Source organism: Paenarthrobacter sp. 10N417 (assembly GCF_056394745.1).
On record NZ_JBFTIL010000023.1, the window covers coordinates 61,717 to 85,028 of the forward strand.

Genomic DNA, 23,312 nt, shown 5'->3' on the forward strand with positions numbered 1-23,312 from the left:
TTTGCGGGATCCCTGGCCTAGAAGCCGGCGACGGCTGGGGGGAGAGTCTCGGTCTCAGAAGACTCTGTCGCCGCCGGCTTCGTCCAGGGCCGGACCGCCTCTCGACGGCCGGAGCACCGGCTAAAAGAGACCACCGATGCGGTATTTCGATATGGAATTCGGGGGATGCTTGGGGCTTTCCTTCCTTCCAAGATCAGTTAACCGCGTGCCGGAAATCAGAACACCAGTAATCGGTACTCGATTAGTAGGGCGGTTTCCAGGCCCCGATACTCTGTTGTACTCAGTACCTTGGAGGGGCACTACTTGGTCCCGTCGGGGATAGGGCCCGGGTTACTCCATTGATTGGTGGTAATAGGTGCAATACCGCGTCCACGTGGTGCTCGCGGGCGTCGGAGGCTACTCAAATTGCCGTGCGTCAATTGCGGACAGCAGCCCCAAGGTCCTCGCGCCGGCGGATGCCCAGCTTGGCATAGCTGCGGTACAAGTGGCCCTCCACCGTGCGGACGGAGACCATGAGTTTCTCTGCGATCTGACGGTCAGTGAGTCCGGAAACGGCCAGCGCCACAATATCCTGCTCCCGCCGGGTCAGGGGCACGGACCGGTCTACCTCGGTGTGGGGGTCGTGGAGCTGTGTGTCCCCAAGGCTGGCCTCGCTGACGTCGCGCAGCACGGCCGCCTGCCGCGCCTCCGGGCGCTTGCCCTCGGCATCAAAGGCGATGGCGGCCTTGTCGAAAGCTGTGGCCGCTGGCCCTGGCATGCCTCCAGCGGCCAGCAGATTGCCCGCGTTAACGAAAGCATCGCCGGCGCCGTCCACCTGGGCGGTCGCCAGCATGTGCCAGCCGCCTGCCCATGCCCCAGCCATTGACGAGGCAGTCTCCCGGATCGGGTCCATTACGTGCTGGTCCCCCAGCTCTGCCCTGAGGACCAGGTTCTGGAGCAGGACGCCCGGAAGTTGATGCAAATGCGTGGAATCAGGGAGGCTCCGCAGCTTCTCCAGCCCTGTTCCTTTATTCAAATGCTCCTTGGCAGCAAGGGTAAAGATCTCAGCCAGGGCTTCAACATAGGCGCCACCGGCAGCCGGGACCACTACCGTATCCACGGACAGGCGTTGGGCCAGTTCGTTATTTCCCGACCTGGCGGCAGCATAAAACGCAAGCGCGTTGCCCAGACGGCGCAACCTCTGCGGGTCCTTCACACGGAGGGCCTCCACCGCGGGCGTCAGCACAGCGCTGGCTTGTTCCAAACGTCCCTGCCGGAGCAAGGACACTCCTTTGAGCGCCTGGATGTCGCCGCCGAACGTTATAAGCCCCATGGCGGAGCTGGCGGCATAGCGGTTCAGCGCGGCTTCGGCTGCCGCCCAGTCACCGGATTCCAACGCGGCCAAGGCATAGCGGACCAGGATGAAGTCAGTGAAGTACAGGAGGTCGTCATGGTGTTCATCCAGCAACACCAGCGCTTCCCTGCCCATCTCCAATGCCTGCACCGCCTGGCCCTCCACCATGAGCAACTCGCACTGCATGGCCAGCAGGAAAAGCTGGTTCATGACGAAATCCGGCTCGTCCACGGCAAGACCGGCCGGGAACGTGGCAAGTCCCTCGCGCAGCTCCCCATAGCGGCCGTCATGGGCCAGCGCCGCCAATTCCAAAGCTGCAGCATGCCGGCGAATTTGCTGGACCACAGGGTCCTGGGCGTTGTGGCCCGCCACTAGCGCGTCAGCGGCCGAGTGAGCGTCCGCCAGGATGTCACCCGAGCTGTCCCCCATTGCGGACCTTGCAGCCCCCCACAGCAGTCCGGCACCCAAGGGCCCGGACGGATCGGCGTCCAGGAACCCTGCATCTTCCCCGAGCAACTGCACGGCACTGCGGTAGTCGCCGTCGTTGTATTTGACCATTGCCATGACGGCACGGGCACGGGGACGCAGCGCTTCGGAGCGAACCTTGGCAGCGGCCTGCAGCGCGAGTGGATTCTGCAGGAGTTTTGCGGCGAGGAACGCCGCCCGCAGCAACTGTTCGTCCTCGACGTCGGCACCACAGTCCAGCGCCCAACTCACCATTCGAAGCAGACCCTCCGCCGTGGAGGGTTCCGCGGGCAGGTGCTGGACCATACGCTGGCGGATCTGGAGGCTGCGGGCGGGCGAAACGATGTGGCGAAGCGCCTCACCATACATCGGGTGCCACATTTTCACCGGGCTACCGGCGCCATTACTGGAAGTCACGAGCCTGTTGTCCATCAGCGACCGCAGCGTATCCCTGCCCACAAGCGCGTCGAGTACAGCGGCGGGCACGGGTTCGGAAAGGGCGATGATGTACATCGCCTCCCGTTCAGCCTCGCTGGTTCGCAGGACTTTGTTCCGAACCACTTCAGAGAGGCCCTCGCCGGCGCCGGAGAGGGCACTCGTGAGGAACCAGACGCCATTTCGGCGCACCAGGTTTCCGTCAGCCTTTGAGTCTTCCAGGAGGCAACGGAGCAGCAGGGGGTTGCCCTCCGAAACAGAATGCAAAACATCTGTGGTGCTTGCCATGACCGACCCACCCAGGGTTTTCCCTGCGAGCTCGGCCACTTCTTCCTTTTCCAGGGGATGGAGTTCGAAGCGCTCTGCCAAGCCGTCGTACCAGAGCTGGAGCAGGGCAGGAGGCAGTCCGGGCCGTGGCCTGCTGGTAGCCACGAGCCGCGCCCAGCCAGCCGTCACCAACTCGGCCAGAATCTGGCTGCTGGCCTCATCGAGGTCATGGGCATCGTCCACTACCAAAAGGAGCCTTGCACCTTCGCTTCCGCGCCTTTTCTCGAACTGGGACCAAAACTCGCGGAGGATAGCCACTGGCGACGTGGCCTGTTCCACGGGCAGGTCCAGGAGATACGGCGCCAGGACACCGAAAGGAACAGCGGACAGGGCGGGGCTGCCATGGATCCGCATCACCACCATTTCGCCTGCCAAGCGGGCGGCGATCTCTTCGGCCATGGCCGTTTTACCGATGCCGGGGTCGGCAAGGAGCAGGACGGCGCCCGCCCCCTCCTGCCTCAATATTTCAGTCGCCAGGTCCAACTCCGCGTCCCGGCCAACAAGGTACTCAGCCTGCATGGGCACGCACCCGGTTGACGGAAACTACACTCCTCAACTCACAGGAGACCATTGAGCTCGCCTCGCGATGAGACGCCGAGCTTGGTAAATACTTGGTACAGGTGTCCTTCAACGGTCCGCACAGACACCCCAATATCCATAGCGATTTCACGATTGCTGACACCCTTTCCGGCCAGTTTGGCAATTTGCCGTTCACGCTCGGTCAACACCGGTGCGTCGCTTCGTGGTTGGATGGGCAACGCCGAGACCGATTGTTCCAGACGCTCAAGCCTAAGCTGGGCGGTCCGGGCAGCCGTGGTTTCACCGGCATTGCGGGCAAAGTCCAAGGCCATGGCCACGCACCTGGCTTCCACCACCAACAAATCCAGTGCAGCTGCGGCGTCGGCGGCAGCCAGGAGAGAACGCGAACTCCGTTTCAGGGATCCCCGGGCAAGGTCGCGGGCGATCTGCGCCAAAGGGCCTTGACGGTTCTCGGCAATTTCCTCCAGCAATTTGTACTCGGCGTCCGTGCCCTCCACTGTGGCGCCAAAAAGGCAAATCCCGGCCGTTGTAAAGCGCCGCTTGTCGATGTCCTGCTGGACCCTGGCCAGCAGCCGCGGCTTGACGTCCGGGTCCCCCATCCATCGCCCTGCCATTTCAGCGCAGAACTCGGCAACGGACTCGGAGAAATATGTCCCAACACCCCGGCAAGTGCGGTACAGGTCAAGGTACCGTCCGGCTTCGAGTGAATTGCCCAGCTGTGCATAGGCAAAGGCGGTAGCAGCGTAGGCAACCTTGACCATGTTCATGGCCGGGCGAAGCTCAAGCTGGGCGGCGGCGGAGCGCAACGGTTCGATCGCGCTGGAGGGCTTCCCGGCGTAAGCGTAGGCAAGGCCCACGCCCAGTTCGGTGATTGCACCGCGATACTGCAGGCGCGAAGGTGTGGAGGGCGTCCGCCGCATGAGCTCGATGCATTTCCGCCATTGTCCGGAGAGCAACAGCACTCCGAAAGCCTCCCGGGCGAAGGACTCCTCCAACTGCGCCGGCCTGTCATTGTTCCCCAGCTGCCGGGACACGGTACGTGCCAGTTGCTGCGCTTCCAGTTCCCGGCCCATCACGCATCGGGTTTCCATGAGGCAGAACGCAGACTTCAGCCAGTGTTCCCGGTCACCGGCCGGGTCCTTGACCAGTTCCTTTTCCAGGTCCTCGGCCACAGCTGCGTACTCGCCCATATACGCCTGGTATTCGTAGTTGCAAAGAAGGAGCCTGTTCCGGGCCCGCGTGATCAGCTCCGGCGCGTAGGCCTCCGGATTCGAAACCATGGCCTCCAAGGTTTCACTTGCCGCCGTGATAACTCCGGGCACCATTGCCGAGCGGCCGTCAATCCATGTCATGGCCTGGCATTTCGCAGCTGTTACTTCTGCAAACTCCATGGGGTCCAAAGCTGCAATGTGCGCCTCTGACACCTCATCCAAGGCCTGGGCAGCGTGCAGGGGAAGATCCAGCATGAGGTAGGCAGCTGACTTCAGTCGCTGCCCCGCCACCCACTCGGGGTCCTTCGGATCCAGTGACAGYGTGCATTGGATGGCAAAGTTGGGATCGTAATCATCCAAGGCAGCCCGTCCTGCTGCCAGAGCATGCCCTGGTGACGGAGACGGTTCGTCCTCACAGGCGTGCATCCAAGCGGCGTAGCTCAGCAGATCCTGTGGAGCCAACCCACCCAGCTCCGGCTCCTTGGGTCCAAGAAGCATCAACCTCAGCTCGCGACGCCGCCGCGTACTCAGCCAGCCCCGGACAACCTCACCGACGTAAGCATCGCGAAGGGAAACCCAGTGTTCGCCGTTCCGATCAACGGTGAGCAGCCCGGATTCCTCCATCTCCACAAGCACTTCAGTGCCAAAGATTGCAGCCAGATCCACCAGTGTCGCGCGCTGCGCGCAGGCCAGGACCTCGACGACGGTCCGGTTGGCCTGCGGTTCGCGCGCCAACCTGGAACGGACAAAGTCCTCCACAACGGTGGCGCCTTCAAGCTTGATACGGTCCCTGAGCGTCCACACGGAATCGTTCAGGACGAGGTTGCCGGAATGGCGTTGCTCATCCAACAGCGCGTGCAGGAGCATCGGATTCCCACCGACGGCGGAGTGGAGTGAGCCCACCAGCGTGGAGGAGACGTAGTGGCCCAGTACCGAACCGAGAACCTGCTTCGTCTGTTCTTCACTAAGCGTATTCAGGTGGACCTCGCCCAGTTGCTCCTCAAGCACCAGCCGATGAAAATCAGCGGGGAGATCGCTGGAGCGTTGAACAGTGGCGATCACCTTTGCCGTTCCAGTGGCCATCAGATTCAGCAGCACGCCTGTACTCATGGGATCCATACCGCCAGCATTGTCCACGATGAAGACAGTCTGGCGGCCCGCAGCTTCTGCACGGATCAGGGACGTAATCGCATGGAGAATGCCCGTGGGTGAACTGACGGCCTCGGACGGCAGTCTCGCCAGGAGGAATCCGAGGCACCCGTAGGGGGTCTGGCCATTGGCAACCGTGTTGCGCAATTGCAGGCTATGGATTTTGGGGCCAAGGGAAGAAATTACTGCCCGGGCCAAGCCCGACTTGCCAATTCCCCGTTCGCCCGTGAGCACCACGCCGTACGATTTCGGGGACTCAAGGTGCTTGGTGGCCCGGGAGAGATCCTGGCTCCTGGCCAGCAGTGACCATGTTTGCCGATCGGATGGACCGCCCACAAGGTCCGGAGCCGCAGCCCTCGCTGCGCCTCCACCGCCTCTGTTTAGCAACTCCGCCGACATTCGCATCCTTCGCTACAACATCCGCGACAGTCCCCCACCGCTTACCTGCGTACCATGCACACTACCTCCGGGCGCCGACAGTTTGGTAGGGCTAAGGGCGCCTCGAATCATCAGGCTTTCCTCAGGCTTTCCTCAAGATTTGCTCAAGTTCTTGCGGCATGATGCTTCTGCTGCGCCGCCAACAGCCCCTCATTGACCAGCAGTTCCACCGCGTCAGCCGCCTCGTCCAGCAGAAACGGCAATTCCTTCTTCTCGGCCGTTGCGAAATCCCGCAGCACAAAATCAGCGGTATCCATACGTCCCGGAGGCCTGCCCACCCCTACCCGCACGCGCAAATAGTCCTTTGTTGCCAGCGCCTTGGAGATGTCGCGGAGGCCGTTATGACCACCCTCACCGCCACCTATCTTGAGCTTGACCGTGTTGAAGGGAATGTCGATCTCATCATGGACGGCAATAACGTGGTCCGGCGCGATGTCGAAGAAATTGCTCAAGCCCGCCACAGGACCACCGGAAACGTTCATGTAGGTCATCGGCTTGGCCAGTACTACGCGGGGTCCGCCTATCCCCAGCCGACCCTCTACTACCTGGGCCCTGGCCTTGTGGGTCTTGAACTTGCCGCCCATCCGCGATGCCAGCTCGTCAAGCACCATCTGGCCCACGTTGTGCCGGTTGTTGCTGTACTCACTGCCGGGGTTGCCGAGGCCAACTATCAGCCAAGTGTCACTCATGGTCTCATCCTAGGGAGTCTTGTCAGGGAATCGGGTCAGCGATGGGGGTCCCGGAGTTGCGTGGGACGGAAGAAGAAAGTGGCCGGGACCCAAGGGGTACCCGGCCACTCAAAAGGCGTTTGCCTTACATAGTCAAAGACTACTCAGCTGCTGCCGTGGTTTCTTCTTCAGCTTCAGAAGCGGTCTCGGAGATACGGACCACCAGGGTGTCGCCTTCAGTGAGCAGGGTGGAACCCTTCGGCAGGACGAGGTCCGATGCGTGGATGTTCTCCCCAGCCTTGCGGCCTTCGATGTCAACCTCGACGGCGGTAGGCACGTGGGTTGCCTCGGCCTCAAGGGAAACCGTGGTGGCTTCGAGGCTGGCAACAGCACCCGGAGCAACTTCACCGGAAACGTGGATGGCGATGTCAACGGTAACCTTCTCGCCAGCCTGGACGGTCTGGAGGTCAACGTGCTCGATGATCTGCTTAACCGGGTCGCGCTGGATGTCCTTGACGAGCGTCAGGTGCTGCTCGCCGTCGACGTCGATCGCCAGCAGGGCGTTGGAAACGCGGACAGCCAGCGTGGTGGCGCGGCCGGGCAGGTTGATGTGGATCGGCTCTGCGCCGTGGCCGTAGATGACAGCCGGGATCTGGCCGGCCATGCGTGCACGGCGGGCAAAACCCTTGCCGAATTCGGTGCGCAGTTCTGCGGTGAGCTTCTGCTCAGACATGTGTACTCCTTGATTACTGTGGCGTCCGGGAAATTCCGGACAAGTCGATCAGCAAGGGCGGAGGTCTGTGGACCTTCTACGCCCGGCGATCGTTGCTGTCCAGCAGCAAAGCCCGCCTGTGTCGAAGGAGATGCAGACCCAGTCGATAACGGAGACCCGCAATTCCGGTTCAAAACGCGCACCGGATGTGCTCTCCCTCGCCAAGGTATCCCCAAGAGTTTACCAGCGGATGCCTGCATTACTGAAAACGGGCCATCCGCACGCCCTGGAGGCAGCGGATGACCCGTGATGTCAGCAGTCCGGCGTCAGGCTTTGCCGTCGAACAGGCTGGTGACGGAACCGTCGTCGAACACTTCACGAATGGCGCGCGCGATCAACGGTGCGATGGACAGCACCGTGAGCTGCGGGAAGCGCTTCTCTGCCGGGATGGGCAGGGTGTTGGTGACAACAACTTCGCGTGCGCCGGAATCAGCGAGGCGCTGCGCTGCGGGGTCCGAGAAAACGGCGTGCGTGCACGCGATGATGACATCCTTGGCGCCAGCGTTCTTCAGGACCTGGACGGCGCCGGAGATGGTTCCACCGGTGTCGATCATGTCGTCAATAAGCACGCAGGTGCGGCCTTCAACCTGGCCAACAACGGTCTTGGAGACGGCCTGGTTGGGCACCGTGAGGTCGCGGCTCTTGTGAACGAATGCCAGCGGGGCACCGCCCAGTCGTTCCGCCCACTGTTCGGCCACGCGGACGCGGCCGGTGTCCGGCGAAACAACGGTGATGTTGTCCGCCTCCACCTTGGTGCGAATGTAGTCGGCAAGCAGCGGGATCGCCATCAGGTGGTCAACGGGGCCATCGAAGAAGCCCTGGATCTGGGAGGTGTGCAGGTCCACGGACATGATGCGGTCCGCACCGGCGGTCTTGTACAGGTCCGCTACCAGGCGGGCGGAAATGGGCTCGCGGCCGCGGCCCTTCTTGTCCTGGCGGGAGTACGGGTAGAACGGTGAAACAACCGTAATCCTCTTGGCAGAGGCGCGCTTGAGGGAGTCGATCATGATCAACTGCTCCATGAGCCAGTTGTTCAACGGGGCCGGGTGGGCCTGGATGACGAAGGCATCCGTGCCACGCACGCTCTCGGCTGAACGGACATAGATTTCCCCATTGGCGAAGTCATAGGCGTCGATGGGCAGGAGCTCGGTCTCCAGCTCCTTCGCGATTTCCTGCGCCAGCTCCGGATGTGCCCTTCCGGCGGCGAGAATCAATTTCTTCTCGCCGTGTGCGGTAATTTCGCTCATGCCTGTTTGCCCTCTTCTGTGGTTGCTGGAGATTGTGAGGATGTGGGGGCGGGGGTCAGCAGGGAGTCCTGCGCGGCCTGCGCCAGCTTCGCGGAGACAGTGCCCGGGCGGTTGTCTTGCACCCAACCTTCGACGTTTCGTTGTGCGGCCAGGCTAAGGGCGAGGGCTCCCGGCGGGACGTCTTTGCGGACGACGGCACCGGCGCCGCTGTAGGCGCCATCACCCACAGTCACCGGAGCCACGAAGACAGTGTTTGAACCAGTCCGCACACCCGAGCCGATCACCGTGCGGTGCTTCTTCTCGCCGTCGTAATTCGCGGTGATGTTGCCACAGCCGATGTTGGTGTCCTCGCCGATTTCAGCGTCACCTGCGTACCCGAGGTGGGAGAGCTTGGAACCACGGCCGATGGTCACGTTCTTGGTTTCGTAGAAGGCGCCGATCTTGCCTGTCTCCCCCAGTACCGTGCCGGGGCGGAGGTACGTGAACGGTCCAACGCTTGCTTTGGCGCCGATAGTGGAACCTGAGCCATGCGTGCGGGTCACTTTGGCCCCTTCGCCAACGTTGACGTCCGTCAGCGTCGTATCGGGACCCACGACGGCGTCCCTCGCCACCGTGGTGGAACCGTGCAGTTGCGTATTGGGCAGCAAGCGGACGTCTTCATCGAGCGTCACCGTGGAATCGATCCAGATGGTGGAAGGATCCACCACGGTCACGCCCGCCCGCATCCAGGACTCGATGATGCGGCGATTCAGCTCGGCGCCTAGCGCGGAAAGCTGGATGCGGTCGTTGGCGCCCTCAACCTGCCAGCGGTCCTGGGTGACGACGGCGGCAACCCGACCACCGGCGTCGCGCGCCAGGCCGAGGACATCGGTGAGGTACATCTCGCCCTGCGCGTTGTCAGTGGTGACCTGCTTCAGCGCGTTGCGGAGCACAGCGGCGTCGAAGGCGTAAATACCAGAGTTGACCTCAAGGATGGTGTGCTCGGCTTCGCTGGCATCCTTGTGCTCGCGGATGCCGGTGACTGTGCCGTCTTCGGCGCGAAGGATGCGGCCGTAGCCCGAGGCGTCGTCCAATACTGCGGTGAGCACCGTAACGGCGTTGCTCTGGGCTTCATGCGTGGCCACGAGTTCGCCCAGCAATTCGCCGGTCAGGAGGGGCACATCCCCGTAGGTGACAACCACAGTGCCGGTGAGCTCCGCTTCGGCGTCGAGGGCCTTGAGGGCAACCTCCACCGCGCGTCCCGTACCGGGGATCTCGTCCTGGTCAACGATCACGGCTTCCGGATCCAGCGCGGAGACGTGTTCTGCGACGCGATCGCGCTCGTGTCGGACAACTAGGGCCAGCTTCAGGGGCTTGATGGAACGGGCGGCGAGGAGCGCGTGACCCACCATGGAGAGGCCGCCGATTTCGTGGAGAATTTTGGGAGTCCGCGACTTCATTCGCGTTCCGGCACCTGCAGCCAAGACGATGACTGCTGCGGGACCGGTGGTTTCGGGGCTCACGTACTGGCTCTCCTTGCTCGGTTTTGTCCCGGGTAACCCGGCTTCGGAATGCTGCCATTCCAACTATGGACCCAGGCACCGTTCGAGCTGTTCCAGGTACAGAGTGGAGCGCATTTTCCGACCGTTCCGCCCATAGGATTCGAACCTATACTCCACGGCTCCAAAGGCCGGGGTGCTGCCATTACACCAGAGCGGACCGCGCATGCTTGCACCCCCAGGCGGCAGGGCCTGACGGTTTCCCGGATCACCGGGATGCACACACAAGAATCTAGTTTGCCATGACCTTTGCATGGTTCGCGACTTGACCCGCTGCGACGGGTCTCCAGATGCCCTGTTACGGCGCTTCCCGACCAGCCGTGCGGCGGGTTAGGGCATGATGGACACGTGAGCAAGCGCACTGAACTTTCCCGGCCCCCAGCCGGCCTCAAGCCCCTGGGAGACCGCCCTGTACGGTTGCGGATGACGGGACAACAGCGCCGCTCCCAGCTCATCGGCATTGGCCGGGCGCTCTTCGCAGCGAAGGGCCTGGACGGCACCACAATTGAAGAAATTGCCGCCAGTGCGGGCGTCTCCAAGCCCGTGATCTACGAGCACTTTGGGTCCAAGGAAGGCCTCTACCGGCAGGTTGTCGAAACCGAATTCCGGATCCTACTGGACTCCATCACCGAGGCACTGAGCACGGAGGCCAAACCCCGCGTCCTGGTGGAGCGGGCAGCATTGGCACTCCTTGGCTACATCGAAGACCGCACCGACGGCTTCCGGATCCTCATGCGCGACGCACCGCCTTCCCAGCCCGAAGGCGCCTTCTCCACGTTGCTCTCCCACGTCACCGCCCGGGTGGAACACCTGCTCTCCGACGAATTCGCCCGCCGCGGATTCAGCGCTGCCGACGGCGCAATGTACGCTCAGATGCTCGTGGGAATGGTCGCGATGACAGGCCAATGGTGGCTGGACAGCCGTGTGCCGGACAAACGCGCGGTGGCAGCTCACCTGGTGAACCTGGCGTGGAACGGACTGACGGGGCTGCAGAAGGAGCCCGAGCTCCGCTCCGACGGCTGACCCCCATCCCTCTCTCACATCCTGCGGCGTTTTTCCCCACGCTCTCTCACATCCCCACGTCTTTCGCCCCACGCTCTCTCACAACCCCACCCGTCTCCCCCCACGCTCTCTCACATCCCCACCCGTCTCCCCCCACGCTCTCCCACATCCCCACCCGTCTCCCCCCACGCTCTCTCACATCCCCACCCGGGGCCGCTGCGGTCGGACTCTCGTCGCTGGCTTGGGGAGTGTCGGATAAACGGTGGATCCAGGGGTTGGCAGAGGCAGGCCCTATGCGGGAAATGAAAGAGCATCCGCCAAAAATGGGCAGGACGTGAGAGAGCATCCGCCAAAAATGGGCAGGACGTGAGAGAACGTTCAGGGGCGGGGCGGCGGGTATCCGGAAGCGTGCGTCAAAGCGGGGTACGAACCAGCCCAATACCCCCCCAACCCCCGCCGCATCTGAACCGACGGCGGGCAGCATCGGCGGCTGTAAACATCCGGCAGCGTGCGTCAAAGCGACGAAGGAGCAGCACGCAGAGGATGTTTACAGCCGGCCCCGCGCTACGAAACTACTCGCCGAGGGTTTCGGCGGCCTCCAGCCATTCGAGCTCCAGGCCTTCTTTCTCCCCCAGGAGTTCCTGGAGCTTTGCGTTGAGTTCGCTCAGCGCGTCGAAGTCGCCGGATTCGGACTTCGCGGCCATTTGGGTGTGCAGCTTTTCCTCCTGCTGTGCGATCTTGCCGAGCTGGCGGTCGATCCTGTTGAGGTCCTTGCGGGCTTCACGCTTTTCGGCTTCGCTGGCGCCCGAAGCAACAGGTGCAGAAGCACCGCCACTCGCAGAAGTGGGAGCACCCGAGCCGCCGCCAACGGCGCCGGAAGCCAGCGCCGCCTCGCGCAGTTCGAGGTACTGGTCCACACCGCCGGGCAAGCCGCGGAGTTTGGCATCGCCAAGGAGGGCCATCTGGTTGTCCGTGACGCGCTCCAGAAGGTACCGGTCGTGGCTGACCACCACCAGCGTTCCGGGCCAACCGTCCAGGACATCTTCGACGGCGGCCAGGGTGTCGGTGTCGAGGTCATTGGTCGGCTCGTCGAGCATCAGTACGTTGGGCTCGCCTACCAGAAGCCGCAGGAGTTGGAGTCGACGGCGTTCACCACCGGAGAGGTCGCTGACGGGTGTCCACTGCTTTTCCTTGGTGAACCCGAGCTGCTCCACGAGCTGGCCGGCGGTGAATTCCTTACCGCCTACGCTGAAGGAGCGTTTTTCCCGCTCAATGACCTCAATAACGCGCAGGTCCGAGACGTCGTCGAGCTCCTTCACGTCCTGGGTGAGCACGGCGGTGACCACGGTCTTACCGCGTTTGACTTTCCCGGACGTGGGCTGGATTTCGCCGTTGAGAAGCTTGAGCAGCGTGGACTTGCCAGCCCCGTTGACGCCCACCAAACCAAGTCGTTCGCCAGGGGCGAGCCGCAGGGTGATGTTGTCGAAGAGTTTCTGCCCGTCCGCCCCGTCGACAAAATCAAGGGTCACGTTCTCGAGGTCCAGCACATCCTTGCCCAGCCGCGCGGTTGCCATCTTGCTGAGGGCGACGGAGTCCCGGGGATCCGGTACGTCTGCAATGAGGTCGTTGGCGGCTTCGATCCGGAACTTGGGCTTGGCAGTCCGGGCCGGGGCGCCGCGCCTGAGCCACGCCAGTTCCTTTTTGACGAGCTGCTGGCGTTTACCTTCGACGACGGCGGCCGTCCGGTCGCGCTCTGCGCGCGCCAAAACGTAAGCGGCGTATCCGCCGTCGAACATGTCCACCATGGCGTCGTGGACTTCCCAGGTGTAGTTGCAAACTTCGTCAAGGAACCAGCGATCGTGGGTGACCACCAGGAACGCGCCTTGGTTGGCGCGCCAGCGCGTCTTGAGGTGCTTTGCCAGCCAGGCCACGCCCTCGACGTCGAGGTGGTTGGTGGGTTCGTCCAGCATGATGACGTCGTGGTCTTCGATGAGGAGCTTGGCCAGCGCGACACGGCGTTTCTGCCCGCCGGAGAGGGCATGGACGTTGGCGTGCCAGTCGACATCCCCTACCAGTCCGCCCATGACTTCGCGGATCTTGGGGTTGGCCGCCCATTCGTGGTCCGCGCGGTCGCCGACGATCGCAGCGCCGACTGTCAGGTCGCCGTCGAGCACGTCGCCTTGGTCGAGGTAGCCGACGTTGACGTCCCCGCGTTTGGTGACGCGGCCGGAGTCGGGCGTCGAGCGCAAGGCGAGCAAACGCATGAGGGTTGATTTTCCGTCACCGTTGCGGCCGACCATGCCGATGCGGTCGCCATCCTCCAAACCGAGGGTGACGCCGTCGAGGACAGTGCGGGTCGCGAACGAAACGGTGAGGTTTTCGCCGCCAAGCAGGTGGGCCAATGGGTACTACTTTCTACTGCTGGAATGCGGGAGCTACTAAAGGAGGGTATCGGAGATGATCCGGGCGCCGGGCACGGGTCCGTGGACGGCGACTGCTGTGTGGCCTCGATGGGTCAGCTCTTCAGCGAGGACGCTGGCGGACACCGAGTCCCTGGCAAGCAGTGCGATGGTGGGCCCGGACCCGGACACCATGCCTGCCAGGGCGCCGCGAGCTTCGCCCAGGCCGATGGTGTCCCGGAGCTGTGGGGCCAGGGCGATGGATGCCCGCTGGAGATCGTTGATCAGCACCCGGCTGAGGGTCTCGGGATCGCCGTGGCGCAGGGCCTGGAGGATTGTGGGGTCAACGTCTACGGGTTCGGGGATTTCCACGCCTTCGGAGTCGCGGAGTCCGTCCAGCGTGTGAAAAACGTCGGGCGTGGAGAGGCCGTAGTCGGCAAATACCAGCACCCAATCCATTTGTGCCTTCGCAAGCGCGGGTGACAATTTGTCGCCAACACCGAGTCCGACGGCGGTCCCGCCCAGGAGCGAGAACGGAACGTCCGCGCCCAGTTCGGCTGCCAGGTGGGCAAGTTCCTCGCGGGAAAGGCCGCTGTTCCACAGGGCATCGCAGGCAAGCAACGTAGCGGCGGCGTCGGCGGAGCCCCCACCCATACCTCCGGCAACCGGCACGCGTTTGGTGATTTCAAGGTGGACGCCGGTTGGTTTCTCGGACAGCTCTGCCATGATGGCTGCGGCCTTGTAGGCCAAGTTGCTTTCGTCCAGGGGAATGTCGACGCCGTCCAGGTCCAGCGTGCTTTTGGGGCTGATGCTGACGGTAATTCCCTCAGCTTCGGTGCTGGTGGCCGCCACTTCCTCGTACAAGGAAACGGCCAGGTAGACGCTTGCCACGGAGTGGTAGCCGTCAGGGCGCAACGGACCAACGCTCAGGGAAACGTTGATCTTCCCCGGCGCTTTGACCCGGACAGTTCGGGCATGGAAGCGATCGCCTGCGTATGGCAGGCCGCTGGGTTTGCGGGTGTTCGGACTCATGCGTCCGCTGGGTGGCGGGCTTCGGCGATCCGGACGTAGGCAGCGATGTCCAGGACCTCGCCCCGGGCTGTGGGATCAACGCCTGCGGCAACGAGGCACCGTTCGGCCTCTGCCGCACTGCCTGCCCATCCAGCCAAAGCGGCACGGAGGGTCTTACGACGCTGGGCAAACGCGGCGTCAATGACAGCAAACACTTGCTCCCGGGTGGCGTGGGTGGCGGGTGGGTCATGACGCGTAAAAGCAACGAGTCCTGAGTGGATCTTCGGAGCGGGCCAAAACACGTTCATGCCGATCACGCCGGCCTTGCGCATGTGCCCGTACCATGCGGCCTTGACCGAGGGCACGCCGTAGATCTTGCTTCCAGGAGTTGCTGCCAGGCGGTCTGCGACCTCATCCTGCACCATGACCAGGCCATGCTGCAGGCTCGGGAAGTGTTGCAGCAAGTGAAGCACCACAGGGACGGCCACGTTATACGGGAGGTTGGCCACCAGTGCTGTCGGTTGCACTGGCAGTTCCGTGACCCTCATGGCGTCCGAGAGGACCAGGTGGAAGTTGTCTTCAGCCTCGGGCCGCCATGCACGAACAGTTTCGGGGAGCTTCCTGGCGAGCACGGGATCGATTTCGACTGCAACAACAGTGCGCGCCGCGTCCAGCAGGCCCAGCGTCAGGGAGCCCAGACCTGGACCCACCTCAAGGACGGTTTCCCCGGCGTCGATATTGGCGGCTGAGACAATCCTGCGGATCGTATTACCGTCAATGACAAAGTTCTGGCCCAAGGTCTTGGTAGGGCGGACACCGATTTCCTCGGCTAACCGTCGGATGTCTGTGGCGCCCATCAAAGGCACGACGGCGGCGGGTTCGGAATTCGGTTCAGTCACCTAGGTATCGTATCGCCTGTGCGGGGTCAGGCTGCGTGCGCGCAGCCCCAGTCGCTGAGGCCGTTCCTGGCGTAGAGGCGGTTGGCGATATCAATCTGCTGTGCTTTGGTCGCAAGGTTGGCGGTGGGGGCGTAGGCGCCGCCCCCATTGGCCAACCACGTGGGGCTGGAGAACTGCAGCCCGCCATAGTATCCGTTGCCGGAGTTGATGGACCAGTTCCCGCCGGACTCACACTGGGCGATCCTGTCCCACATGGCTTCGTTCGGGGCGCCGGTGGGACCACTGGAAGTGGCAACCTTGGCAGCGACGGGGCGGGCCTTGGTTCCGACCGCGATCTTTTCGGTGACAGGCTGGGTGGTGACATTGCTGGATACAAGGGTGCGGGAAGCTTCCCGGCCATCCACCAGGACCAGCTTGAACGTCTTCACAACGGAACCTGCAACGCCCTTTTGGGTCACTTTCTCGTCGCCCTTGTAGAGATCGGCACTATCGGTGCTGACGCTTTCGAACGGCACTTCCTCAGTGGCGTCGGCGGTCTTGCTGGTGTCCACGCGGGAGACCTTGATCACCATGTCCTGGATGACCGGTGCGTTGCCGGGCTGGGAGACGCGGTCGCTGGCACCCAAGGTGACTCCGGCGTCCTTCAGGACGGTTGCGACGTCGGGCGCCGTCGTGGTGGTGCTGGTGTCCTTGCCGTCAGCTACCAAGCTGATCGTCTTGGGCGTGGAGATGGAAACGAAGGAGCCGGTAACAGCCAGGGAGGCGTCCTTCGGCTGGGAGATTTCGGAGGAGCTGGCGACTCCCAGTTCACTCACCAGGCCGGCGACGTCCGGCGCGTTGGTGTTGACGGTCTTGCGGGCGCCGTCCAATTCGATGGAGACGGCCTTGGCGAGGTTGATATTGACCACCGAGCCGTTTTCCACCTGGCTATCAAGGTCCGGTGAAACACGGTCTGCGTCCTTCAGCTCGACCTTGGCTGCTTTGACCACTTGGTCAACTGTGCCGCCGAAGGTCTGGATGGAGCTCACCTTGCCATCAACATTCAAGGTGATTGTCTTGTTGTTGCCGACGAAGGCGACTACACCGACCACCAGTGCTACAACAACCAGCAACTGGGCACCGACTTTGAGAAAGCTGAACTTGCCATCCGTTGTGAAGAACTTGATCACGATTGCCCATAACTCTCAGACCATCCGGGCACGGGGAAAAGCGCAAAAAATAATGCCAGCCGCAAAACTGAGGGGCCAGGCAAAAAAGCCTGGTCCCACCCTCTGCTGCCGGCATCTGCGCCGCCAAATACATTCAACTAAAGAGCCCGGACGGATCCGGGCCAGTTGTCCGAAGGCCTTCCCCGACCCCGGCTACTTGTTGTACACAGTAACCGATCCGTTATAAACGGACCAAGAATTCTACATACCGGGTATTCATCGCCGTCAGTCCCAGAGGGATTCGAACAGCCCGTTTCAGCCCCACGATCCGTAGGCATTTACGGTATTTTGAGCAAGCCTGGCGCAAAGTTCTGAAAGGTCATCTTCTGTCACTTCCGCCATCGAGCGAACGGTGTATGGCACCATGTAGCTCGCATTTGGCCGGCCACGGTACGGGTGTGGCGTGAGGAATGGCGAATCTGTTTCCACCAGGATCCGGCTGGGCTCGGCAATAGCCAACGCTGCCCTGAGGTTGCCCGCATTCTTGAACGTCATGGTCCCCGCAAAAGACATGTACCAGCCATTGTCATTGCAGATGCGGGCCAGTTCCTCGTCGCCGGAGAAGCAGTGGAAAACCACCCGCTCAGGGGCGCCTTCCTCGTTCAGCACCTGCACCACGTCATCGTGGGCGTCGCGGTCGTGGATCTGCAGCGTGAGGCCAAGCCGCTTGGCGATGTCGATGTGCCTCCGGAAGGAATACCGCTGATGTGTCAGGCCCTCACCGTGGGTTCGGAAGAAGTCCAATCCTGTCTCGCCGATGGCACGGATCCGTGGGTGGCCGGCCAGTTCCTCGATCTCTGCCAGCGCCGATTCCAGTTCCCCCCGCCCCGCGTAGGCGGGTGCGTCGTTGGGGTGGATGGCAACGGCTCCCAACAAGCGGGCATCGGCCTGGACAGCTTGCACTGTGAAGCGGGACGATTCCAGGTCGCAGCCAACCTGGATGGCCCCTTGGACACCAACAGCCTCGGCGGCATCCATGGCATCCGCAACGCCGACTTCGATCAATCCATGCCGGAAGTCCAAGTGCGTGTGATTGTCCATCACCGGTACGGGAAGCGGTTCCGGGGGTGGCGGGTACTCTTTGCGGGAATCCGATGCTTCTGTTGCACCAGAGGACGCGCGGTAGGGAGCGGGGGCGAGGGAATTGCACATGTTCCCACCTTAATCGGACCGCGGTCCCCCATGCTTGGAGACAAATTCCAGTTGGCACATAAATTCCCGGAGCACTATGTCAGGGACGGCCAAAGTCTGGGTAGTCTGGAACGGACAGACGGCCGACACCGGCGTTGGCCACGGCTGAAGGGCAATCCATGGAGTCCAAGCGACAAGTCACCGTTGAACCTACCCGACTTCAGGGCGAGGCGTACAGTGCGCTGCCCCGGGACGCCGCGGCGCTCAACGGACACAAGCCGCAGGTCATGGACGCGGAACGTTTCCACGATGCCAGCGAGCGCATCCTGGCATCCATCAGCAAGGTCATCGATGGCAAGGCAGATGCAGCAAAGCTTGCACTGACGGTTCTCCTGGCCCAGGGCCATCTCCTGCTGGAGGATGTGCCCGGGGTTGGCAAGACCCTGCTGGCAAAGACACTGGCCCGGACCGTGGACTGCACAGTGTCCCGTATCCAGTTCACCCCGGACCTTTTGCCCTCTGATGTGACGGGCGTGTCCATCTACAATCAGTCTTCGCGGCAGTTCGAGTTCCGGCCAGGTGCCGTGTTCGCGAACATCGTGATCGGCGACGAAATCAACCGTGCCTCGGCCAAGACCCAGTCCGCGCTCCTGGAGTGCATGGAAGAGCATCAGGTGACTGTGGACGGGCACTCGTACCAGCTGGGATTGCCGTTCATGGTGGTGGCAACGCAGAATCCCATCGAAATGGAGGGCACCTATCCGCTGCCCGAGGCCCAGCGCGACCGCTTCATGGCCAGGATTTCCATGGGCTATCCGGATAGGGATGCCGAGATCGAGATGCTGGAAACGCATCAGGCGTCCTCTCCTTTGATCAACGTAACCCCGGTGGTCACAGCGGCCGATGTGGCAGCCATGATTGCAGCCGTCCAGCAGGTTTACGTGTCCACGGCCATCAAGGAATACACGGTTGCCATTGGCCGGGCCACCCGTGAAAGTGTCCGCCTTCGACTCGGCGCCAGTCCCCGCTCCTTGCTGCAGTTGCTGCGCGCCGCGAAGGCCACGGCAGCGTTGGATGGACGCGATTTTGTTCTTCCCGACGACGTCGTGGACGTTGCCGAATCGGTACTCGCCCACCGCATCATCCTGGACCGGAAGGCCGCGAGTTCCGGCGATACTCCCCAAACCGTCCTGCGGGGCATCCTCGCTTCCCTCCCGGTCGCCCAGGAACCGCCTGGCGCGTGGCGCAGGGACAAGCAAAGCGCATAGGAGACAGCGGGCATGGCACTCGTGGATCGGCTCCCCAAGCATTTGTTTACCAGCCGCGGATGGGGATTGCTCGCCGCCGGGGTCCTCTCGCTCGTATGTGCGTACATTATGGGCAGGCGCGATCTCCTGACTCTGGCCGTATTTTTGTTGATACTTCCCTTGGTTGCGCTGGCCGGAGTCCGGGTGCTGAAACCCAAGTTCCAGGTGTACCGGGAATTCAATCCCTCCACCGTGGAAACGTCCACCGCCACCACCGTTCGCCTGGCTGTTGCCAGGTCCACGTTCTCCACAGGCCACGTGATCATGGAGGAACAGTTGCCTCCACGGTTCGGCGATCCGCCGGCTTTCCGCTTCCCGGCGCGGACTGCAACAGGCGGCACCAGCCGCTACGAATACCATCTGCGGTCCGGCAAGCGGGGACAGTTCCGCATAGGTCCTGTTACTGCCGAGTTCAGCGACCCCTTCGGCTTGTCGTTGCGGCGTCATGCCATCGACGACGGCGACCTCCTCACTGTGACGCCGGCCGCCGTCGAACTTCCCGTAACGGGACTCGCCGGGGCGCGTGGGAACGATGGCGTAACGGCCACCCGTATCAGGGCGAATCCCAGCGACGACGACATCATGACGCGCGAATACCGGCATGGGGATCCCATGCGCCGCGTCCACTGGCCCGCCACGGCGCGGCACGGACAGCTCATGGTCCGCCAGGAGGAATCGGTCACCACTCCGGAAGCCACCATCATCCTTGACCAACGTTTCGCGGCCTTCGCCTCCGGCAGTAGCTCGGTTTTCAGCTCGCACGACGACGACTCCGACCTCGTGACCAGCCCGAATTTTGAGTGGGTTGTAACAGCGGCGATGTCCATCAGCGCGCACTTGGCCGAACGGAACTACTCGCTGCGCGTCCTGGACGCCTTCGGTAGCCCGGCCTTCATTCGCTCGCCGTCGGCACCGGACCCGGGCGTGGAAGAGTTCAGTGGCGTCGCCGGCCTTCATGCCATTGCCGAAGGCTTGGCCGCCATTGAGTTGAGCGGACCAAAACACCACTGGGTTGACCACCACAGGGCTGAACACCACCGCACGGGAGAAGGTAGTCCGGAGCATGAACAGCGCTCCCGTGAACCCTCTGGTTCTACGGTTCACCGTCTAAATGGGGCAGCGGAGGTACCGGGCCAGGAAAACGTTGATTCCGTCTTCGACGACCGCCTGATGGACAAGCTCGCCGCACATCGTTTGCGCGGCCCGCTCCTTGCCTTGCTTGGCAACCTGACCCTGGCCGAGGCCAAGGCCCTTGCTCCCGCGGCCGGCTATGGCGCCAATGCCTTCGCGATAGTAGTCACGGACCCTCAAAGCAATAACGAGTCCCGCAACCCGGACTCCCGCAACCATGACTCCCGCAACAAGGACGATGTCCTGGAAACCTTGAGGCAAGGCGGCTGGAAAGCTGTCTCCGTCACGTCGAAGACGCCACTGACGGCGGCCTGGTCCGGCTTCGACGAAGGCGGAATAGTCCTAGCCGCCAGTGCGGCAATGGACGTACGGCGCGGAGCGGCGGTGCCACGATGACCGCCACGTCCCATCGTGGGTCCCCCTCAACGTACCCGCGAGGCCTACCGCAACAGGGGGCTGGCGGAGACGCCCCCACTCCTCCCCCACAGCGAGCCCAGCCGCCCGGCCTCTACCCGTGGATCATGGCCGGTTCGGTGGCCGTGGCCGTTCTCGGTTCAGCTCTATCACTGAATGGAGTGTTCAGGGGTTGGGCCTGGTTCATGCCCCTGATCACCACCGTTGTGGCTGTGGCCCTGACGCTGGCCATCCTCAGGACCCTCCGGATCCAGCCTCTGCTTACCACGTTGGGCTCCTTGGCCGCGTTGGCCGGGATACTCAGTTTCACCTTCTGCCGGCAGGACAGCTTCCTGGGCTTTGTCCCCACCACCGGGACGTTTACCGCGGTAGGCCGGCTCATCAAGCGCGCCGCAGAGACAGTTGTGTCGGAGAGTGCTCCAGTGGCACCCAACGCTGGGATTGTCTTCGTCACCTGCGCCTGCCTGGGACTGCTGGTGATCCTGATTGACGCTCTGGCAGTGCCGCTATCGATGCCGGCAGCCAGTGGAATCGGCCTCCTCGCCGTCATGGTGGTTCCGGCAACCATCAAGCCGCAAAGCGTAGGTGTCGCAGGTTTTGTTGGGGCCACCGTGGGATATCTGCTGGTTCTTGGTTGCAGCCATTGGTTCGCCCCTGATGCGAGGCTGCAGTCCGGAGCACCACGAAGTTCCGGCCAGATCAGGCGCTCCCTGGTGACGGGCGCACTGGCACTGGGTTTGGCGTTGGTTGTTCCATTGGCGATTCCAGGGTTTGAAACCGGCACCTTCCCGCAAGGTTCGCGGCTAAGCCCCTGGGGTACCTCGAACGGCCTGAATCCGATGATCACCCTGGGTAACAGCCTGCGGAGTCCCACGGGGGCAGGACGCATCACGTACTCCACTAGTTCCAGCGCCGCCACTTACCTGAGGTCCGTCACCATTGACCACTTCGACGGCGAAACCTGGGCTCCCGATGACCGCTCCGCGTCAAGGCGGAGCGGGGTGGACCGGATAGAGCCGGGCTACTCCATCCAGGGAGAAGTCGTGAATGCGGTGACGTCCATCAACGCGGGTTTGTTCACCAGCCCTTACTTACCGGCACCGTTCGCCCCCGTCTCCGTTAATGGGCTGAACGGCCGTTGGACCTGGGATCCAGCCACCCTGAGCATCATGAGCACCGAGACCAGCACACTGGCACAACGGTATGTGGTCTTCTCGGCCGCACCCAAGATCACGGCACAGGCACTGTCCCAAGCCACGGGTAAGCCAAAGTCCATTTCGGAGGATTTCCTCCGCGTTCCAGGGAACCTGCCAAGCATTGTGCGCCAGACTGCGGAGCAAGTGACGTCTTCAGCAGGCAACAACTACGCCAAGGCGCTGGCCATCCAGAAATACTTGCGCTCCAGTGAATTCACGTACTCCCTTCAGGCTCCGGTCCAAAACGGCTATGACGGCAACGGGCTGTCTGTGCTGGCGGACTTCCTGGCGGTCAAGAGCGGCTATTGCGTCCACTTCGCCTCCGCCATGGCGGTCATGGCCCGAGTGGAGGGCATCCCCAGCCGCATCGCAGTGGGATACGCGCCCGGCCGGCTTACGGGCGAAACTGTCGCCTTGGTAGGTCAGGGATCGTTCCCGGAGTATGAGGTAGACGCCCGTGACGCCCATGCATGGCCCGAGCTCTATTTTGAAGGACTGGGGTGGGTACCCTTTGAGCCGACCCCATCGCGCGGCGTTGTTCCGGAGTATGCCACCGAGTCCTCAGTCCCGGGCGGCCTGAGCACCAATGCTGACGAGAAGGACGTTCCAGGCACCGCAGTGACGCCTCCTCCGACCACTGTTCCGCTGCCGGGAGGCGACGCGCAAACTGCCGGCTCTGCTCCAAGTGACCCCCTGCCAACGGTTATTGCCACGATTTCGTCAGTGCTGTTGCTCGCGGCTTTCCTTGGCTCGCCGAGGCTGAGCAGGGTAATCCTGCGACGCCGCCGGCTAAATCCCAAGGAACCAGCGGATCGGGCATCACGGGGTCACCATGATTCCGCTGCCCTCGCATGGGCAGAGTTGCAGGACCTCGCCACGGATTATGGTGTGCCGTCCACGCCCAGTGAGACGCCAAGGCACTTTTCCGCCCGGCTCCGTTCAAGTTCCATTCTGGGTGAGGCCGGAGGTCTCGACGACGCCGCCCATGCCGCCGTCGCTTCACTCACCGCGGACTTCGAACGGCAACGTTATGGTCGCCCGATGAAGGCGGCCTCGCCGGCGGCGGCCAGGATCGCCGTCGTGCGTGAATCGTTGCGGAACAATACCAGCTGGCTGGTTCGCTTCCGCGCCAACTGGCTGCCGCCGTCGCTCATGCGCCGGTGGTTCCACGCACTCGGTGCCCCCTTCCGCGCTGTGGGGTCCCTGTTCCGGCGGACGGGGCGAGGGATTGCCAGATCCGGCCGCGCAGTCAGGGGACTTCTTCCGCAACGCCGCTAAGACCGCAAACACCACAACGGCTCGCCCGCGAACAGCAAAGGGCCCGACTCCGGAACTTATGGTTGGCGGTTTCTAGGGGTCGTTGCAACACCTGTTGGTTAGGTGGTTAGTAGTAAATCACGTAAACGCTCGGCGGGAGTTTTCCAGCCGAGCGTTTTGCGTGGGCGGCCGTTGAGTTCCTGGGCAACGTGTTCGAGGTCTTCCGGACCGTGG

General features: G+C 62.9%; 15 protein-coding genes and 1 tRNA gene. 4 read left to right on the top strand and 12 right to left on the bottom strand.

Annotation, left to right across the window (positions count from 1 at the left end; translation table 11 throughout):
- Positions 1-415 precede the first annotated feature (415 nt).
- From AC1DCM_RS22290 to AC1DCM_RS22320, 7 genes are all read right to left on the bottom strand, one after another.
- Positions 416-3,079 carry a helix-turn-helix transcriptional regulator gene (locus tag AC1DCM_RS22290; protein WP_477519764.1) on the bottom strand — a complete coding sequence of 888 codons (2,664 nt, stop codon included), beginning with the start codon at positions 3,077-3,079 and terminating at the stop codon, positions 416-418.
- A 38-nt stretch (positions 3,080-3,117) separates the two neighbouring features.
- Complete coding sequence (locus AC1DCM_RS22295; RefSeq protein WP_477519765.1) at positions 3,118-5,859, bottom strand: helix-turn-helix transcriptional regulator; 2,742 nt, start codon at positions 5,857-5,859, stop codon at positions 3,118-3,120.
- 143 nt (positions 5,860-6,002) lie between these two features.
- Positions 6,003-6,587: an aminoacyl-tRNA hydrolase gene (gene pth, locus AC1DCM_RS22300; RefSeq protein ID WP_442016781.1), complete on the bottom strand. Its 585-nt coding sequence runs from the start codon at positions 6,585-6,587 to the stop codon at positions 6,003-6,005.
- 139 nt (positions 6,588-6,726) lie between these two features.
- Positions 6,727-7,299, bottom strand: a complete 573-nt coding sequence (locus AC1DCM_RS22305) for a 50S ribosomal protein L25/general stress protein Ctc (RefSeq protein ID WP_442016780.1) — start codon at positions 7,297-7,299, stop codon at positions 6,727-6,729.
- 305 nt (positions 7,300-7,604) lie between these two features.
- Positions 7,605-8,585, bottom strand: coding sequence for a ribose-phosphate diphosphokinase (locus AC1DCM_RS22310; protein WP_159697849.1), 981 nt, complete (start codon positions 8,583-8,585; stop codon positions 7,605-7,607).
- Entirely contained in the window at positions 8,582-10,087 is a 1,506-nt protein-coding gene (glmU, locus tag AC1DCM_RS22315; RefSeq protein WP_442016779.1) for a bifunctional UDP-N-acetylglucosamine diphosphorylase/glucosamine-1-phosphate N-acetyltransferase GlmU, read from the bottom strand. Before glmU ends, AC1DCM_RS22310 begins: the two co-directional genes overlap by 4 nt.
- A 124-nt stretch (positions 10,088-10,211) precedes the next feature.
- Positions 10,212-10,283, bottom strand: a tRNA-Gln gene (locus AC1DCM_RS22320).
- Positions 10,284-10,546: 263 nt separating this feature from the next.
- Here AC1DCM_RS22320 and AC1DCM_RS22325 point away from each other — a divergent pair.
- Entirely contained in the window at positions 10,547-11,146 is a 600-nt protein-coding gene (locus tag AC1DCM_RS22325) for a TetR/AcrR family transcriptional regulator (RefSeq protein WP_442006309.1), read from the top strand.
- 551 nt (positions 11,147-11,697) lie between these two features.
- On the opposite strand, the gene AC1DCM_RS22330 is transcribed toward AC1DCM_RS22325, so the two are convergent.
- The 5 genes from AC1DCM_RS22330 to AC1DCM_RS22350 all read right to left on the bottom strand — a co-directional run bounded on the left by AC1DCM_RS22330 (position 11,698) and on the right by AC1DCM_RS22350 (position 17,794).
- Positions 11,698-13,527 (bottom strand): ABC-F family ATP-binding cassette domain-containing protein, encoded by a 1,830-nt coding sequence (locus tag AC1DCM_RS22330; RefSeq protein WP_442016778.1) that lies wholly within the window; start codon positions 13,525-13,527, stop codon positions 11,698-11,700.
- A 36-nt stretch (positions 13,528-13,563) separates the two neighbouring features.
- A complete protein-coding gene (locus AC1DCM_RS22335; RefSeq protein ID WP_442016777.1) occupies positions 13,564-14,556 on the bottom strand; it encodes a 4-(cytidine 5'-diphospho)-2-C-methyl-D-erythritol kinase in 993 nt (330 codons plus the stop codon).
- Positions 14,553-15,434 (bottom strand): 16S rRNA (adenine(1518)-N(6)/adenine(1519)-N(6))-dimethyltransferase RsmA, encoded by an 882-nt coding sequence (gene rsmA, locus AC1DCM_RS22340; protein ID WP_442016776.1) that lies wholly within the window; start codon positions 15,432-15,434, stop codon positions 14,553-14,555. The genes AC1DCM_RS22335 and rsmA overlap by 4 nt, the downstream gene beginning before the upstream one ends.
- A gap of 26 nt (positions 15,435-15,460) precedes the next feature.
- Positions 15,461-16,603 (bottom strand): transglycosylase family protein, encoded by a 1,143-nt coding sequence (locus tag AC1DCM_RS22345; protein WP_442016775.1) that lies wholly within the window; start codon positions 16,601-16,603, stop codon positions 15,461-15,463.
- A gap of 294 nt (positions 16,604-16,897) precedes the next feature.
- Entirely contained in the window at positions 16,898-17,794 is an 897-nt protein-coding gene (locus AC1DCM_RS22350; RefSeq protein WP_442016774.1) for a TatD family hydrolase, read from the bottom strand.
- A gap of 158 nt (positions 17,795-17,952) precedes the next feature.
- Between AC1DCM_RS22350 and AC1DCM_RS22355 the strand changes: the two genes are divergently transcribed.
- From AC1DCM_RS22355 to AC1DCM_RS22365, 3 genes are read left to right on the top strand one after another with little or no spacing between them, the layout of a single operon-like run.
- Complete coding sequence (locus AC1DCM_RS22355) at positions 17,953-19,041, top strand: AAA family ATPase (RefSeq protein WP_442016773.1); 1,089 nt, start codon at positions 17,953-17,955, stop codon at positions 19,039-19,041.
- 12 nt (positions 19,042-19,053) lie between these two features.
- Positions 19,054-20,607 carry a DUF58 domain-containing protein gene (locus tag AC1DCM_RS22360; RefSeq protein ID WP_442016772.1) on the top strand — a complete coding sequence of 518 codons (1,554 nt, stop codon included), beginning with the start codon at positions 19,054-19,056 and terminating at the stop codon, positions 20,605-20,607.
- Complete coding sequence (locus tag AC1DCM_RS22365; protein WP_477519766.1) at positions 20,604-23,099, top strand: transglutaminase TgpA family protein; 2,496 nt, start codon at positions 20,604-20,606, stop codon at positions 23,097-23,099. Before AC1DCM_RS22360 ends, AC1DCM_RS22365 begins: the two co-directional genes overlap by 4 nt.
- Positions 23,100-23,312: the final 213 nt, after the last annotated feature.